The sequence below is a fragment of the Hansschlegelia zhihuaiae genome (assembly GCF_004103825.1).
GTDB lineage: Bacteria > Pseudomonadota > Alphaproteobacteria > Rhizobiales > Methylopilaceae > Methylopila > Methylopila zhihuaiae.
Map to the genome: position 1 here is coordinate 219,957 of NZ_RYFI01000001.1, position 14,056 is coordinate 234,012.

At 68.7% G+C, this 14,056-nt stretch carries 11 protein-coding genes and 1 pseudogene; 4 read left to right on the forward strand and 8 right to left on the reverse strand.

The genetic code is table 11. The annotated features are described in order from the left end of the window. Positions 1–73: 73 nt before the first annotated feature. Positions 74–2,272, forward strand: coding sequence for a histidine kinase dimerization/phosphoacceptor domain -containing protein (locus EK403_RS01075; protein WP_206659458.1), 2,199 nt, complete (start codon positions 74–76; stop codon positions 2,270–2,272). A gap of 27 nt (positions 2,273–2,299) precedes the next feature. On the opposite strand, the gene serA is transcribed toward EK403_RS01075, so the two are convergent. The 7 genes from serA to ftsH form a co-directional block, all read right to left on the reverse strand. Beyond that, positions 2,300–3,886 carry a phosphoglycerate dehydrogenase gene (gene serA, locus EK403_RS01080; RefSeq protein ID WP_128775660.1) on the reverse strand — a complete coding sequence of 529 codons (1,587 nt, stop codon included), beginning with the start codon at positions 3,884–3,886 and terminating at the stop codon, positions 2,300–2,302. 182 nt (positions 3,887–4,068) lie between these two features. Then, on the reverse strand, positions 4,069–4,824 hold the full coding sequence (locus EK403_RS01085; protein WP_128775661.1) for an enhanced serine sensitivity protein SseB C-terminal domain-containing protein: 756 nt from the start codon (positions 4,822–4,824) through the stop codon (positions 4,069–4,071). Between the two features lie 56 nt (positions 4,825–4,880). After that, positions 4,881–6,053 (reverse strand): phosphoserine transaminase, encoded by a 1,173-nt coding sequence (locus EK403_RS01090; RefSeq protein WP_128775662.1) that lies wholly within the window; start codon positions 6,051–6,053, stop codon positions 4,881–4,883. 190 nt (positions 6,054–6,243) lie between these two features. Further along, positions 6,244–6,996 carry an outer membrane protein gene (locus EK403_RS01095; protein ID WP_128775663.1) on the reverse strand — a complete coding sequence of 251 codons (753 nt, stop codon included), beginning with the start codon at positions 6,994–6,996 and terminating at the stop codon, positions 6,244–6,246. Positions 6,997–7,224: 228 nt separating this feature from the next. Further along, positions 7,225–8,571: a phosphoglucosamine mutase gene (glmM, locus tag EK403_RS01100; RefSeq protein WP_128775664.1), complete on the reverse strand. Its 1,347-nt coding sequence runs from the start codon at positions 8,569–8,571 to the stop codon at positions 7,225–7,227. Between the two features lie 109 nt (positions 8,572–8,680). After that, positions 8,681–9,280 (reverse strand): Uma2 family endonuclease, encoded by a 600-nt coding sequence (locus EK403_RS01105; protein WP_128775665.1) that lies wholly within the window; start codon positions 9,278–9,280, stop codon positions 8,681–8,683. Positions 9,281–9,390: 110 nt separating this feature from the next. Beyond that, on the reverse strand, positions 9,391–11,307 hold the full coding sequence (gene ftsH / locus EK403_RS01110; RefSeq protein WP_128775666.1) for an ATP-dependent zinc metalloprotease FtsH: 1,917 nt from the start codon (positions 11,305–11,307) through the stop codon (positions 9,391–9,393). Between the two features lie 241 nt (positions 11,308–11,548). Between ftsH and EK403_RS01115 the strand changes: the two genes are divergently transcribed. The 3 genes from EK403_RS01115 (at position 11,549) to EK403_RS01125 (ending at position 13,793) form a co-directional block, all read left to right on the forward strand. Next, complete coding sequence (locus EK403_RS01115; RefSeq protein ID WP_128775667.1) at positions 11,549–11,872, forward strand: DUF1476 domain-containing protein; 324 nt, start codon at positions 11,549–11,551, stop codon at positions 11,870–11,872. A 103-nt stretch (positions 11,873–11,975) separates the two neighbouring features. Further along, the gene (locus tag EK403_RS01120; protein WP_280986375.1) at positions 11,976–12,713 is read left to right on the forward strand and encodes an HpcH/HpaI aldolase family protein; all 738 of its coding nucleotides are present in this window, start codon (positions 11,976–11,978) and stop codon (positions 12,711–12,713) included. A 192-nt stretch (positions 12,714–12,905) separates the two neighbouring features. After that, positions 12,906–13,793 (forward strand): SH3 domain-containing protein, encoded by an 888-nt coding sequence (locus tag EK403_RS01125; protein ID WP_164919450.1) that lies wholly within the window; start codon positions 12,906–12,908, stop codon positions 13,791–13,793. Positions 13,794–13,851: 58 nt separating this feature from the next. Here EK403_RS01125 and EK403_RS22840 read toward each other — a convergent pair. Next, positions 13,852–14,056: pseudogene (locus EK403_RS22840) on the reverse strand (adenylosuccinate lyase); the annotation flags it as partial.

Consider the following 14,056-nt stretch of genomic DNA (forward strand, 5'->3'; position numbering starts at 1 on the left):
CGGCATGTCAAAGGAGGTATCGTTTTCACGCCTTCCATGCGATGAATTCTATGGGGGAAGGAAACGATCCACCGTGCACGATCTCGACCTGACGGCTTGCGACCGTGAGCCGATTCACGCGCCTGGGGCGATCCAACCCCACGGGATGCTGTTGCTGTCGGACGGCGCAGCCGAACGGGTGCTCGCCGCGGCGGGCGATGTCGAGAGCAGGCTCGCGGCGCCGGATTGGAGCGTCCGGACGCTCGCCCAGCTGATCGGGGCCGACGCCGCCGCCTGCGCGCGCGACGTCACCGGCGAACGACCGGGCGCCGTCTATCTCGGACAGGTGAAGAGCCCGTCCGGCGATGCGTTCGACGCGAGCGCGCACCGTTCCGAAGCCGGGATCATCGTCGAACTCGAGCCGGTCGTCGCCAGGCCGACGCCGTCCGGCGTGCTGCTGAGCGAGATCGAGGCGGTCGCCGGGGCCTTCGAGCGCGCTCCGACCATCGAGGCGCTGTGCAGGATCGCGGCCCAGGAGTTCCGTCGCCGCACCGGCTACGACCGGGTGATGATCTACCAGTTCCTCGACGACGAGTCGGGCTCGGTGCTCGGCGAGGACCTGTCGCCCGAAATGCGGCCGTTCCTCAACCACCGCTTTCCCGCAAGCGACATTCCCCGACAGGCGCGCGCGCTTTATCTGCGGAACCTGATCCGCGTCATTCCGGACGCCGGCTACTCGCCGGCGCCCGTGCGCTTCGCGGATAGCGAAGCGATCGAGCTCGATCTCAGCGACGCGTCCCTGCGCAGCGTGTCGCCGATCCATGTCCAGTATCTCCGCAACATGGGCGTCGCGGCCTCCGCGTCCGTCTCGATCGTGCGTGACGGCGTCCTCTGGGGGCTCGTCGCGTGCCACAACGCGACGCCGCGGACGATCGGCTACGACGAACGCGCGGCCTGCCGGGCGATCGCAGGCGCCCTCGGCCGGCAGTTGCGCGCCAAGGACGACACCGACGCCTTCCGCGAGCGCGTCCGCCTCAGGAGCTTCCAGGACGACATCGTGTCGCTGCTGTCGCGCGACGGCTCGCTCGAGGACGCGATCTCGAACCATGTCGACGAGATCCGGCGCGCGCTCGGCGGCGACGGCGTCGCGATCCTGCGCGGCGGCGACCTGCTGACCTCCGGCCGCTGTCCCTCCGACGGCGACGTCCGGGCGCTCGGGCACTGGGCTCTGAAGCGCGGCGCGGAGCAGGTCTATGCGACGGACCGGCTGGTCGAGGCCTATCCGACCTCAGCGGGCTTTCAGTCCGTCGCGGCGGGGATGCTTTCGGTCACGCTGTCGTTCAGCGACCCGTGGATCGTGATGTGGTTCCGCGCTGAGCAGGTCGAGACCGTCGAATGGGCCGGCAACCCGCACAAGGACGATCCCTCAGACCCGGAGGCCGTGCTGACGCCGCGGGCGTCGTTCGACGTCTGGCGGGAGACGGTCCGGGGTCGCTCCCGGCGCTGGACGACCGCCGAGGTCGAGGCCGCAGGCCGGCTGCGCGCCGCCGTGATCGAGGTCTGGCAGAGCCGCGGCCTGATGGAGCTGAACCGCCAGCTCGTGAAGACGATCGACGAGAAGGACCTGCTGATCCAGCAGAAGGAGTTCCTGATCGGCGAGGTCAACCACCGCGTCCAGAACAGCCTGCAGCTGGTGTCGAGCTTCCTCGCGCTGCAGGGACGCTCCTCGAACCAGCCGGGCCTCGCCCCCGCGCTCGAGGAGGCCCGGCGCAGGCTGACCGCCGTCGCGCTCGTCCACCGCCGGCTCTATCGCTCCGACCAGGTCGAGGCCATCGACCTCGCCCGCTATGTCGAGGAACTGGTCGCCGACGTCGTCCAGTCGCTCGGCGACGGCTGGGCGAGGGCGCTGTCGCTGAACCTCGCCCCCGTGCTGATCCCGACGGACCGCGCCATCAGCCTCGGGCTCGTGCTGACCGAGCTGATGATCAACGCCACGAAATACGCCTATGGCGGCGAGCCGGGACCGATCGAGGTCACGATCGACGAGCACGCGGGCAAGATCCGGCTCACGGTCGCGGACAAGGGCGTCGGGGCGCCCGCCCAGGGAGCGAGGCGCGGCTTCGGCTCGCGGATGATGGAGGCGCTCGTCAAGCAGATCGGCGGCGAGATGACGAGGACCGACAATCGTCCGGGACTCCGCGTCACCTTCACCGCCCCGGCGACGGCCGTCCAGAATCGGTCCGCTCCGGCGCAGCCGTCGGTCGCCGCCTTGGCGGCCTCGCCGGGCGCGTAACGCCCGCGACGGCGGCCGCCGCCGCCGTCAGAACCGCAGCGCCCGCGCCTGCTTGACGTGGTCGAGCGCCGCGACCTTGGCCACCACGTCTTCGGAAATCTCGCCGTCGACCTGGACCAGGGCGATCGCGTCGCCGCCCTCGGCCGCGCGGCCGAGATTGAAGGTCGCGATATTGACCCCCGCGGCGCCCAGCGTCTGCCCCAGCGCGCCGATATAGCCCGGCTTGTCCTCATTGGTGACGTAAAGCATCGAAGGCGCGAACGCCGCCTCGATCTCGATGCCCTTGATGTCGATGATGCGCGGCTTGCCGTCGGCGAACACCGTGCCGGCGACGTGGCGGGTCCAGCCGTCGTTCGCGACGGTGAGCCGGATCACGCTCTCGAAGGTCTGCGCCGCCTCGCGCCTGACCTCCTCGATCGCGATCCCCCGCTCGCGGGCGATCACGGGCGCGGAGACCATGTTGATGTCGGCGAGCTGCGGGCGGAGCAGGCCGGTGACCGCAGCCGAGGTCAGCGCCCTGACGTTCATGTCCGCGACCGCGCCCTCATATTCGATGCGCACGGTTTTGAGCCCGCTGTCGGTGAGCTGGCCGGCGAAGGAGCCGAGCCGCTCCGCGAGCGCCACGAAGGGTTTCAGCCGCGGCGCCTCCTCGGCGGTGATCGAAGGCGCGTTGATGGCGTTCTGGACGGCGCCGCGGATGAGGTATTCGGACATCTGCTCGGCGACCTGCAGGGCGACGTTCTCCTGCGCCTCCGCGGTGGCGGCGCCAAGATGCGGCGTGCAGACCACCGCCGGGTGCCCGAACAGCGGATTGCGCTCCGCCGGCTCGTCCACGAACACGTCGAAGCCCGCCCCCGCCACATGGCCGGAGTCGAGCGCGGCCCTCAGCGCTTGCTCGTCGACGAGCCCGCCGCGGGCGCAGTTGATGACCCGCACGCCCTTCTTCATCTTCGTAAGCGCCGCGGCGTCGATGATGTTGCGGGTCTTGTCCATCAGCGGCACGTGCAGCGAGACGAAGTCCGCCCGCTCGAACAACTCGTCGAGCTCGACCTTCTCGACCCCGAGCTCGACGGCGCGCTCGGCGGACAGGAAGGGATCGTAGGCGACGACGTGCATCTTGAGGCCGATCGCCCGGTCGGCCACGATCGAGCCGATATTGCCGCAGCCGATCAGGCCGAGCGTCTTGGCCGTGATCTCGACGCCCATGAAGCGGTTCTTCTCCCATTTGCCGGCCTGGGTGGAAGCGTCGGCGGCGGGAATTTCGCGCGCCACTGCGAACATCAGCGCGATGGCGTGCTCGGCGGTGGTGATCGAGTTGCCGAAGGGCGTGTTCATCACGATCACGCCCTTGGCGGTCGCGGCCGGGATATCGACATTGTCGACGCCGATGCCTGCGCGGCCGATCACCTTCAGGCGCGCCGCGCGCTCGAGGACCTTGGGCGTGACCTTGGTGGCGGAGCGGATCGCGAGCCCGTCATACTCGCCGATCGCCGCCGCGAGCGCCTCCTTATCCTTGCCGAGCTCGGGCTTGAAGTCGACCTCGACGCCGCGGCGCTCGAACACGTCGATCGCGGCGGGCGACAGCTTGTCGGAGACGAGGACGCGGGGAGCCATGGGACTAGTCTTCCTTCCGGGCGAATCAAGTCTGTCGGGACGGCTGCGTCGCCCTTCCCGTCATTCCGGGCTTGTCCCGGAATCCATTTCCTCAGCGCGCCGGTTCACCTGGCGGAGGCGGCGGTTATGGGTTCCGGGACAAGCCCGGAACGACGGCAGCAGTCCGTGCCGGCGGACGACGCTCAGGCCTTGCGATAGAACGGCGCGGCATCGCGCTCGAAATAGGAGTCCAGCGACGAGCCGGGCACGGGAACGAAATCGATCACGTCGGTGGGCTTGGCGACGCGGTCCAGCACATCGCCCATCCGGTCGAGCGCCTCGTCGAGGTCGCCGTCCTCCTCCAGCGCGAGCCCGATGACGAGCCGCTTCAGCCCGTCCGGCTCCGCGAAGAGCGACTGCGCGACATGGGCCGAGCGCACCTCCGGCATGTCGGCGAAGAGCTTGGCCAGCGGCGCGGTGAGATGCGTCGGCATCGGCGACGGCCGCACCACGGCGGTCGGCAGCGGCGCCTCGTCGTATCCGCCCTCCCCCGCGCCGTCCGAGTCGTCGCTTTCAGCCGCCTTCTCGAAATCGCCGGCGAGCATCGCGGCGACGTCCTCCGCCATGATCTCGCGCCCATAGTCCGAGCCGGGGTTGAGCACGAAATTCGCGCCCTCGACCTGACCGATGATCTGCCGGAAGGTCTGGCGCACGACCATCATTCGCTCGCGGCCGAACATCGCCTTCACGCGGCTGTCGGCGGTGAAGATTGGCACGAAGGAGAGGCCCTCATCGGTCACCTCGGGCACTTCATAGCCTTCCGAGCGCCCGCCGCCGGCTTCGACCAGCGCGAAGGACAGCTCCCCGTCGAGGAGAGATTTCAGGAAGGGGACGCGAGCAGCGGGATCCTCCGCGGCGCGCACCAGCGATCGTTCGAGGTCGTTCTCGGGCGTGAACATCGGCTTCCATCCGGCTTGGGCGGGGATCCAGGGGCCCCCGCCGGTGAGCGCGGGCGTCAGGCCGCCTGCGCCAGTCCCGCGCGCGCTTCCGCGTAGGCCCAGTCGAGCCATTCGGTGAGCGCGAGAACGTCGGAGGTCTCGACGGTCGCGCCGCACCAGATGCGCAGCCCCGGAGGCGCGTCGCGGTACGAGCCGAAATCATAGGCCACGCCGCGCGACTCCAGCATGTCGACGATCGACTTCGCGAACGCCGCCTGCGCGGCGTGCGGAAGCGAGGTCACGGCCGGGTCGACGATCTTGAGGCAGACGCCGGTGTTGGTGCGGGTCTCGCGGTCTTCAGCGAGGAAGTCGAGCCAGGACGAGCTCTCGACATAGTCGCCGAGCGCCGTGGCGTTGCGGGTCGCGCGGGCGATCAGCGCCTTGAGGCCGCCGATCGACTTCCCCCATTTCAGCGCGTCGAGGTAATCCTCGACCGCGAGCATCGAGGGCGTGTTGATCGTGTCGCCCTCGAACAGCGCCTCGTCGAGCTTGCCGCCCTTGGTCATGCGGAAGAGCTTCGGCAGCGGCCAGGACGGCGTGTGGCTCTCGAGACGCTCGATGGCGCGCGGGCCCATGATGAGCACGCCGTGCGCGGCCTCGCCGCCCATGATCTTCTGCCAGGAGAAGGTCACGACATCGAGCTTCGAATAGTCGAGCTCCATCGCGAAGGCCGCGGAGGTCGCGTCGCAGATGGTGAGGCCGCCCCGGTCGGCCGGAATCCAGTCGGCGTCGGGCACCCGGACGCCGGCGGTCGTGCCGTTCCAGGTGAAGATCACGTCCTTCTCGAAATCGACGGATGCGAGGTCCGGAAGCTTGCCGAAGTCGGCGACGCGCGCGACGGTGTCCGGAAGCTTCAGCTGCTTGACCGCGTCCGTCACCCAGATCGAGCCGAAGCTCTCCCAGGCCAGCACCTCGACGCCGCGCGGCCCGAGCAGCGACCACATCGCCATCTCGACGGCGCCCGTGTCGGAGCCCGGCACGATCGCGATCCGGTGCGTGGCCGGAACCTCGAGCACTTCTCGGGTGAGGTCGATCGATTCCCTGAGCTTGGCCTTGCCGAGCTTGGAGCGATGCGAACGGCCGAGCGCGGCGTCCGACAGGGCCTCGAGGGACCAACCGGGTCGCTTGGAGCAGGGACCGGAGGAGAAATTGGGATTGGTCGGCCGAACGGCCGGAACAGTCGTCGTCATGTCGTCCACCCTCTCAGATGGTCGCCCCTCGTTGGGGAGGGGTGGCCCGAGAGAGGCGATACTCGGCTCGCCGGCGCTTCGTCAAGCGGTCCGATGCGCGCCGCCGGCTTCCGTAACCGATCGTGAAAACGGAAACGGCGGGCTCGAGGCCCGCCGCAGCTGAGGTCCGAGATCGTCGCCGGATGTCCCGTCAGTCGATCAGGTAGCGGAAGCCGACGCGGAACTCGTGGGCCTGGATGTCATCGACCTTGACCTTGCCGCTGGAGCCGGCGGCCGGAATGGACTTGGTCTTCACCTGGCCGAGGTCCACGAAGCGATAATTCGCGTCGAGCACAAGATTGTCGGACACTTGGAAGCCGACGCCAGCCGTGACGTTCCATGCGAAGTTCCAATCGCTGTCGCCCTTGTAAGACGGATTCCCGACCGAGTTCGACCGATAGTGGTCGATGTCGAGATAGGCTGCGCCGACGCCGCCGCCGACATAAGGCGTGAAGCCGTTGAAAGTTGCGATGTCGAAGTAGCCGTTGGCGAAAATCGTGACGGCGTCGATCTTGGCTTTTTCTTGGGTTGTCCCGCCAGCGCAGGCTCCAGGGCAGAACAGGCGGCCACGGAACTTGGACGGCGTCTCGTAGTCCGCCGTCACGTCGGCGCGGAACCAGTTGTTGAACTTGTACCCCACGCCGCCGCCTATGACCGCGGCGTCGCCCATCTTCTCTTTGCTGAAGGACTGATTGCCGGCGAAGGCGGGATTGTCATAACGGGCTTTGGGGTCTCGATAGACCTTGTAGCCGACGTCGCCGCGGAGGTACCAGGCCGAGCCGAACTCGACCGGCGCCGTCGGCTCCCGCAGCGGCGGCTCGGGCAGATCGGCGGCATAGCCCGCGACCGGCGCGAGCGCAAAAGCGAGCGCGCCCGCAAGCGCGTAGGTCGAGAGCTTGGGCATTATGCCATGTCCTTGATCTGGCCGCCGCCCGACTGTCCCCGAACGGCGCTCCGTCATCTCACGACTGGCAATCTGACAGTCATTCGTTAATGACCGTTTAACCTTAACTCTTAACCGTGAAGACTCGGCCGGCGCGAAGTCTTTGCGGCCTTTCGGCAACAGATGCGTCGCCGCCGCCGAACGCCGATTCGGCTGCGGACCCCGGAATCAGGGGCGCCGGAACCTGGTTCAGGCGGCCGCCGTGGCGATCACGTCGACGACGTCGTCGACGACATTGACGACGAGATCCCGGTCATCGTGCTCGGCCATGACACGGATGACCGGCTCCGTCCCGGAAGGACGGATCACGAGCCGCCCCCCGGAACCGAGCCGGCTGGCGGCGTTCGCGATCGCGGCGCGGACCTTCTCGTCCTCGAGCGGCCGGCCCGCCTTGTAGCGGACGTTCTTCAGGATCTGGGGCAGCGGCTCGAAGCGGTGGCAGATCTCCGACACCGAGCGGCCAGCCTTCTGAACCACGGCAAGGAGCTGCAACGCCGCCACCAGACCGTCGCCGGTCGTGGCGTAGTCGGACAGCACGATGTGGCCGGAAGGCTCGCCGCCGAGATTGTAGCCCTGCGCGCGCATGCGCTCGACCACGTAGCGGTCGCCGACGGGCGTGCGTTCGAGCGCGAGGCCGATCGAGGCGAGGTAGCGCTCGAGGCCGAGATTGGACATCACGGTCGAGACGAGGCCTGGCGCGGAAAGCCGGCCATCCTCGGCCCAGGAGGCCGCGACGACGGCCATCAGCTGGTCGCCGTCGACCACCTGGCCCTTCTCGTCCACGATGATCACGCGGTCCGCGTCGCCGTCGAGCGCGACGCCGATGTCTGCGCGGGTCTCGCGGACTTTGGCGATCAGCGCCGAAAGCGCGGTCGAGCCCACATCCTTGTTGATGTTGAGGCCGTTCGGCTCGACGCCGATCCGCACCACCTCCGCGCCAAGCTCCCACAGCGCCTCGGGCGCGACCTTGTAGCCGGCGCCGTTGGCGCAATCGATCACGATCCTCAAGCCCTCGAGCGACAAAGCGCGATGCACGGTGCGCTTGGCGAATTCGATGTAGCGGGCCTGCGCGTCGTCGATGCGCTTGGCGCGGCCGATCTCGCCCGAGGTCGCGTATTTGCGCGTGAGGTCGGAGTCCAGCAGCCGCTCGATCTCGAGTTCGACCTCGTCGGACAGCTTGTAGCCGTCGGGCGCGAACAGCTTCACGCCGTTGTCGTCGTAAGGATTGTGCGAGGCCGAGATCATCACGCCGAGGTCGGCGCGCATCGAGCGGGTGATGTGGGCGACGGCGGGCGTCGGCATCGGGCCGACCAGCAGCACGTCGACGCCGACCGAGGTGAAGCCGGCCTGGAGGGCGCTCTCGATCATATAGCCCGAAAGCCGCGTGTCCTTGCCGATGACGACCCGGTGCCGGTGCTCGCCGCGCCGGAACGCGACGCCCGCCGCCATGCCCACCTTCAACGCGAAGTCGGGCGTGATCGGAAAGGTGTTGGAGCGGCCGCGTATGCCGTCCGTGCCGAAATATTTGCGCGTCATGCCGGACGGCTCCCCTTTGGCCCCGGCCGCTTGTTCGAAGCTCGTGAGGCGTCAGTAGGGCGAGGTTAGCACGGCGAGGTTCAGAAAAGGTGAGCGTGTTCCAGGCGCGTCACCCGCCGGCTGGGCCCGGCCCGGCGAGCTTCGTTCCGCGGTAGAGGTCGAGCACGGCGACGTCGAAGCCGAATTCGGGCAGCAGGAGGCGATCCTCCTCGCCGAGTTCGTCGGGCCGCCAGCCGGCCGAGCGCGCCCGATGAACGACCTTCACGGCGTCCTGCGAGACCACGAGGATGTGCAGGTTGTCCGGACCCTCGGCGTAGAGCTCGACCTTGCGATCGATCTTCTCGCGGTCGTTCGACGGCGACAGGATTTCGGCGACGAGCAGAAAGTTCTCGGTCCAATGGCCTGTCGGCGGGATCGCGGGAAGAACCAAAATGTCTGGCTCGGGTTGGAAATCGCGACGATCAGGCAGGCGAACGCCGGCCTCGTAATAGGCGAGCAGGTCCGAGCGCTTCGCACCGAGCGCCTGGTTCAACGCCATCAGCAGATTCACGCCGATCCGTTGATGAGTGAGGAGCGGCGGCGTCATGATGCGCTGCGCCACGCCGTCGACCAGCTGCCATTTCTCCTTCTCGGGCCGGCTTTCGAGGAACGCCATGAAGGCGTCCACATCGAAAGTCCCCGGCTGCACCATGCGTTCGGCGACGCCCATCGCATGCGTCCTCCCCGCAAGAACTCACGAGAAATGTAGCCCCGGGAGCACCAAAAGAAAAAGGCCGGGCTTGCGCTCGGCCTTTTTCGCTATTTCTCCAATGCCGCCGATCACGCGCTCGGCTGCGGCTCGAGGCCGCCGTCCGGGGTCTTGGGCCGCGGCTTGCCGGCAGTCGGCACGGCGGAGCCGCGCGGGGCCGGCGGCTCGTCGGCCGCGTCGCGCACCGGCGGGCGGCCCGCCAGCAGACCCTTGATCTCCTCGCCGGTCAGCGTCTCGTATTCGAGCAGCGCCTTGGCGAGCGTCTCCATCTCGTCCTTTTTCTCGGTGATGATTCGCTTCGCCGTCTCGTAGCCCTCGTCGATGAAGCGTTTGATCTCGTTGTCGATCTTCAGCATCGTCGTGCCCGAGACGTTCTGCTGGCGCGCGACCGACATGCCGAGGAACACTTCGTCCTGGTTCTCGCCATAGGCGACGGTGCCGAGCTCCTTGGAGAAGCCCCAGCGCGTCACCATCCCCCGCGCGATGTTGGTCGCGTGCTGGATGTCCGACTGGGCGCCGGCCGTCACCTTGTCCTCGCCGAAAAAGATCTCCTCCGCGACGCGCCCGCCCATCGCCATTGCGAGCCGCGAGGTGAGCTGCTCGTAGCTGATCGAGATCTGGTCGCGTTCCGGCAGGTACTGGACCATGCCCAGCGCGCGGCCGCGCGGGATGATGGTCGCCTTGTGGATCGGGTCGTTGGCCGGCGTGTAGAGCGCGACGATGGCGTGGCCGGCCTCGTGATAGGCCGTGGTCTTCTTCTCCTCGTCGGTCATGACCATGCGCCGCTCGGCGCCCATCATGATCTTGTCCTTGGCCGAATCGAACTCCGCCGAGGTGACCATGCGCTTCGAGCGCCGCGCCGCCAGCAGCGCCGCCTCGTTGACGAGGTTCATGAGGTCGGCGCCGGAGAATCCCGGCGTGCCGCGCGCGACGGTCTTCAGGTCGACGTCCGGCGCCAGCGGCACCTTGCGGACATGGACCTTCAGGATCTTCTCGCGGCCGACGATGTCGGGGTTCGGCACCACGACCTGACGGTCGAAGCGTCCCGGGCGCAGCAGCGCCGGGTCGAGCACGTCCGGACGGTTGGTCGCGGCGATCAGGATGATGCCCTCATTCGCCTCGAAGCCGTCCATCTCGACGAGCAGCTGGTTCAGCGTCTGCTCGCGCTCGTCATTGCCGCCGCCGAGGCCCGCGCCGCGATGGCGGCCGACGGCGTCGATCTCGTCGATGAAGATGATGCAGGGCGCGTTCTTCTTCGCCTGCTCGAACATGTCGCGCACGCGGCTCGCGCCGACGCCCACGAACATCTCGACGAAGTCGGAGCCCGAGATCGTGAAGAACGGCACATTGGCTTCGCCCGCGACGGCGCGCGCGATCAGCGTCTTGCCGGTGCCGGGAGGGCCGACGAGCAGCACGCCGCGCGGGATGCGCCCGCCGAGCCGCTGGAACTTCTGGGGATCGCGCAGGAACTCGACGATCTCCTCTAGATCGCCCTTGGCCTCGTCGACGCCCGCCACGTCCTCGAAGGTCACGCGGCCATGCGCCTCGGTCAGGAGTTTGGCCTTCGACTTGCCGAAGCCCATGGCCTTGCCGGCCCCGCCCTGCATCTGGCGCGACAGGAAGATCCACACGCCGATCAGCGCGATGAAGGGCAGCCACTGCAGAAGCAAGGCCACGAACCAGGGCATGTTCTCGCCGGGCGGCCGCGCGGTGATCGCGACGCCCTTGCCGTAGAGCCGCTGCACGAGCGAGGGGTCGCTTGGAGAGTAAGTCTGGAACTGCGCGCCGTCCGTGTATTGGCCGGTGATGTTCTGGCCCTCGATCGTCACGGCCCGCACCCGGCCGTTGTCGACCTCGGTCAGCAGCTGCGAGAACGAGATGTCGTTCGTCTGCGCGCGCTGGCCCGGGTTCTGGAACAGCGTGAACAACGCAAGCAGCAGCAGGACGATGATCACCCAGAGGGCGAAATTCCGGAAGTTCGGATTCATCAACGCGCCTTTCGCGACGGCCGCGCGAGTGGGAGGGGCGCGCAGTCCGACTGATCGCGAATGTAGGCGCGGCGGGCGGCCATGCCAAGCGGTCAGGCCAAGACGACGACGGCGTCGACGGCGCACGACGAAGGAACGAGGGACAGGAGCGCCGATCGCCTTGGTTCGCCACAATTGGCGGGTCTATTCTCGAGTCGAGGCCGGACCCGAGCGGCCCCGAGGAAATTCCAAGGACGGTGCGATGACCACCTTCGACGACCGCGAACATGCCCTCGAGGCGATGTTCGTCCACGATGAGGAAATGAAGTTCTGCGCGCTGGCGAGGCGCAACAAGCTGCTCGGCCTGTGGGCGGCCGAGAAGCTCGGCAAGGAGGGGGATCAGGCGACGGCCTACGCCAAGTCGGTCGTGATGTCGGATTTCGAGGAGGAGGGCGACCACGACGTCTTCCGCAAGATCCGGCTGGATTTCGACCGCGCCGGCGTCGAGCAGTCCGACCACCAGATCCGCCGCAGGATGGAGGAGCTTCTCGCCACCGCGATGACCCAGCTCGCCGCGGAGAAGTGACCTGACGTCCGCGTCCTCCGGCCGCGCATCCGACACGGGCCTCCGCCCCGGCGTCCTCGCAGCCGACTCGCTCGGCTTCGGGCGGCCGCATTTCAACGCCTGGATCTCGACGCCGGCGCCCGCGGTGGTGGAGGCGGTCGCCCGCGCGGGCTTCCACTCCGTCACCCTCGACGCGCAGCACGGCTTCGTGGATTTCGCGGGCGTCGTCGATGGAGTCGCGGCGGCCGCGCTCGCCGGGCGCCCGGCGCTCGTGCGGCTGCCGCTCGGCGGCTTCGCGCTCGGCGCGCGGGCCCTCGACGTCGGCGCGGCGGGCGTGATCGCGCCGATGATCGACGACGCCGATCTGGCGAGGACCTTCGTCGACGCCGTCAAGTTTCCGCCGGTCGGACGGCGGAGCTGGGGGCCGATCCGCGCGCTTGGGCTGCTCGGGCTCGAGCGCGACGACTATCTCGACCGGGCGAACCGGCTGACGCTTGCGCTCGCCATGATCGAGACCGGACGCGCGCTGGAGAATGTCGACGAGATCGCGCAGGTCGAAGGCCTCGACGGACTGCTGATCGGGCCGAACGATCTGTCGGTCGCGCTCACGCAGGGCGCGACCGTCGACCCGGCGCATCCGACCGTGGTCGCGGCCCTCGACCGCGTCCTCGCAGCCGCGCGGCGGGCCGGCAAGCCAGCGGCGATCTTCGCCAACACGCCCTCCTTCGCATCGGACTATGTGCGGCGCGGCTTCGCGATGATCTCTCTCGGCCCGGACGTCGCTTTCCTTGCGTCCGGAGCCGAACGCGCGCTGTCGGACGTTTTCGACGCGCCGGCGACCGGGGCCGGCTCGGGCGGGTGAACTCCGCCAAGAATGACGGAGGGCCCGCGCGGGCTTCTGACGCGGCGCGCGTGTCAGTTGCGAACGGATGCGCCGCCCCGCGCGTTTCCGGACCGACGATGCGCGCCCAACAGCAGGGACATGCGCGCCAAGGAGTTCCGGGCGGTTTGGACTCCGGCCGACACGATGAACATGAAAGGGAGTTCGGAAGCCATGACCATATCCCTGAAGGCGCTGCTCGCGTCGGGCGCGCTGCTCGTCTCGTCGGGAGCCGCGTTTGCGGCGACCGCGACCGCAACAGCGGACGTGAACGTCCGCACCGGGCCCGGGGTGCGCTACGCGGTGATCGACACGCTGCCGGAAGGCGAGACCGTAAGGGTCATCGATTGCGACGGCGACTGGTGTGAAATCAGCATGGGCGCGGACGGGACCGGTTTCGTCTCGGCCGCCTATCTCGACGGCCCCGCGTCGCGGATCACGACCCGCGTAGAGATCTATGACGACGAGCCTGCGGTGATCTCCGGCCTCGTTATCGGCGGCTACTGGGAAAACCGGCCCTACTATTTCCGGGACGGCTATTATTATTGGGGCGGCCGCTGGTATGCGGGGCGGCCCGGCCGCCCGGGTTGGCGCGACCGGTCCTGGCGACGCTGGGAGGACCGCCGCGAGGCGCGGATCGACAACCGGCGGGATCGGCTCGACGACCGCCGCGACAGGTTCCAGGACCGTCGCGAGCGCTTCCAGGACCGTCGCGACCGATTCCAGGACAACCGGGGAGATCGCGCAGAGCGCCGCGACGATCGGAATGATCGCCGCGAGCGGACTGAGCGTCGGGGGGATCGGATGGACGGCCGTGGCGGCGGCGGCCGCGCGGAGGCGCGCGACCGCGGCGACCGCGGCGACCGCGTCGGGCTTGATCGCGCCGGAGGCGGTCGCGGCGACGGCGGCGGCCGGGGCCGCGGGGGCCGGGGCGGCGACGGCGGAGGCCGTGGCGGCGGCGGCGACGGCGGCGGTCGTGGCGGAGACGGCGGCGGCCGCGGCGGCGACGGCGGAGGTCGCGGCGGCGGCGGAGATGGGCGCGGCGGCGGCGGTCGTTTCTGAAGCCAGCTTTCGAAGAGGATCGACGGGCGGCGTCAGCCGCCCGTTTCTGTTGCGCAGGTCAGCCGAACACCCGCTCGAACACTTGGTCCACGGCCCTGAAGTGGTAGCCGAGGTCGAAGGCCTCTTCGAGCTCCGCGTCCGACAGGAAGCCGCGGACCTCCTGGTCCGCCTTGAGCAGGGTCAGGAAGTCGCCCTCCCCGCGCCAGACCGGCATGGCGTTGCGCTGCACGAGCCGATAGGCGTCCTCGCGGCTCCCGCCCCTC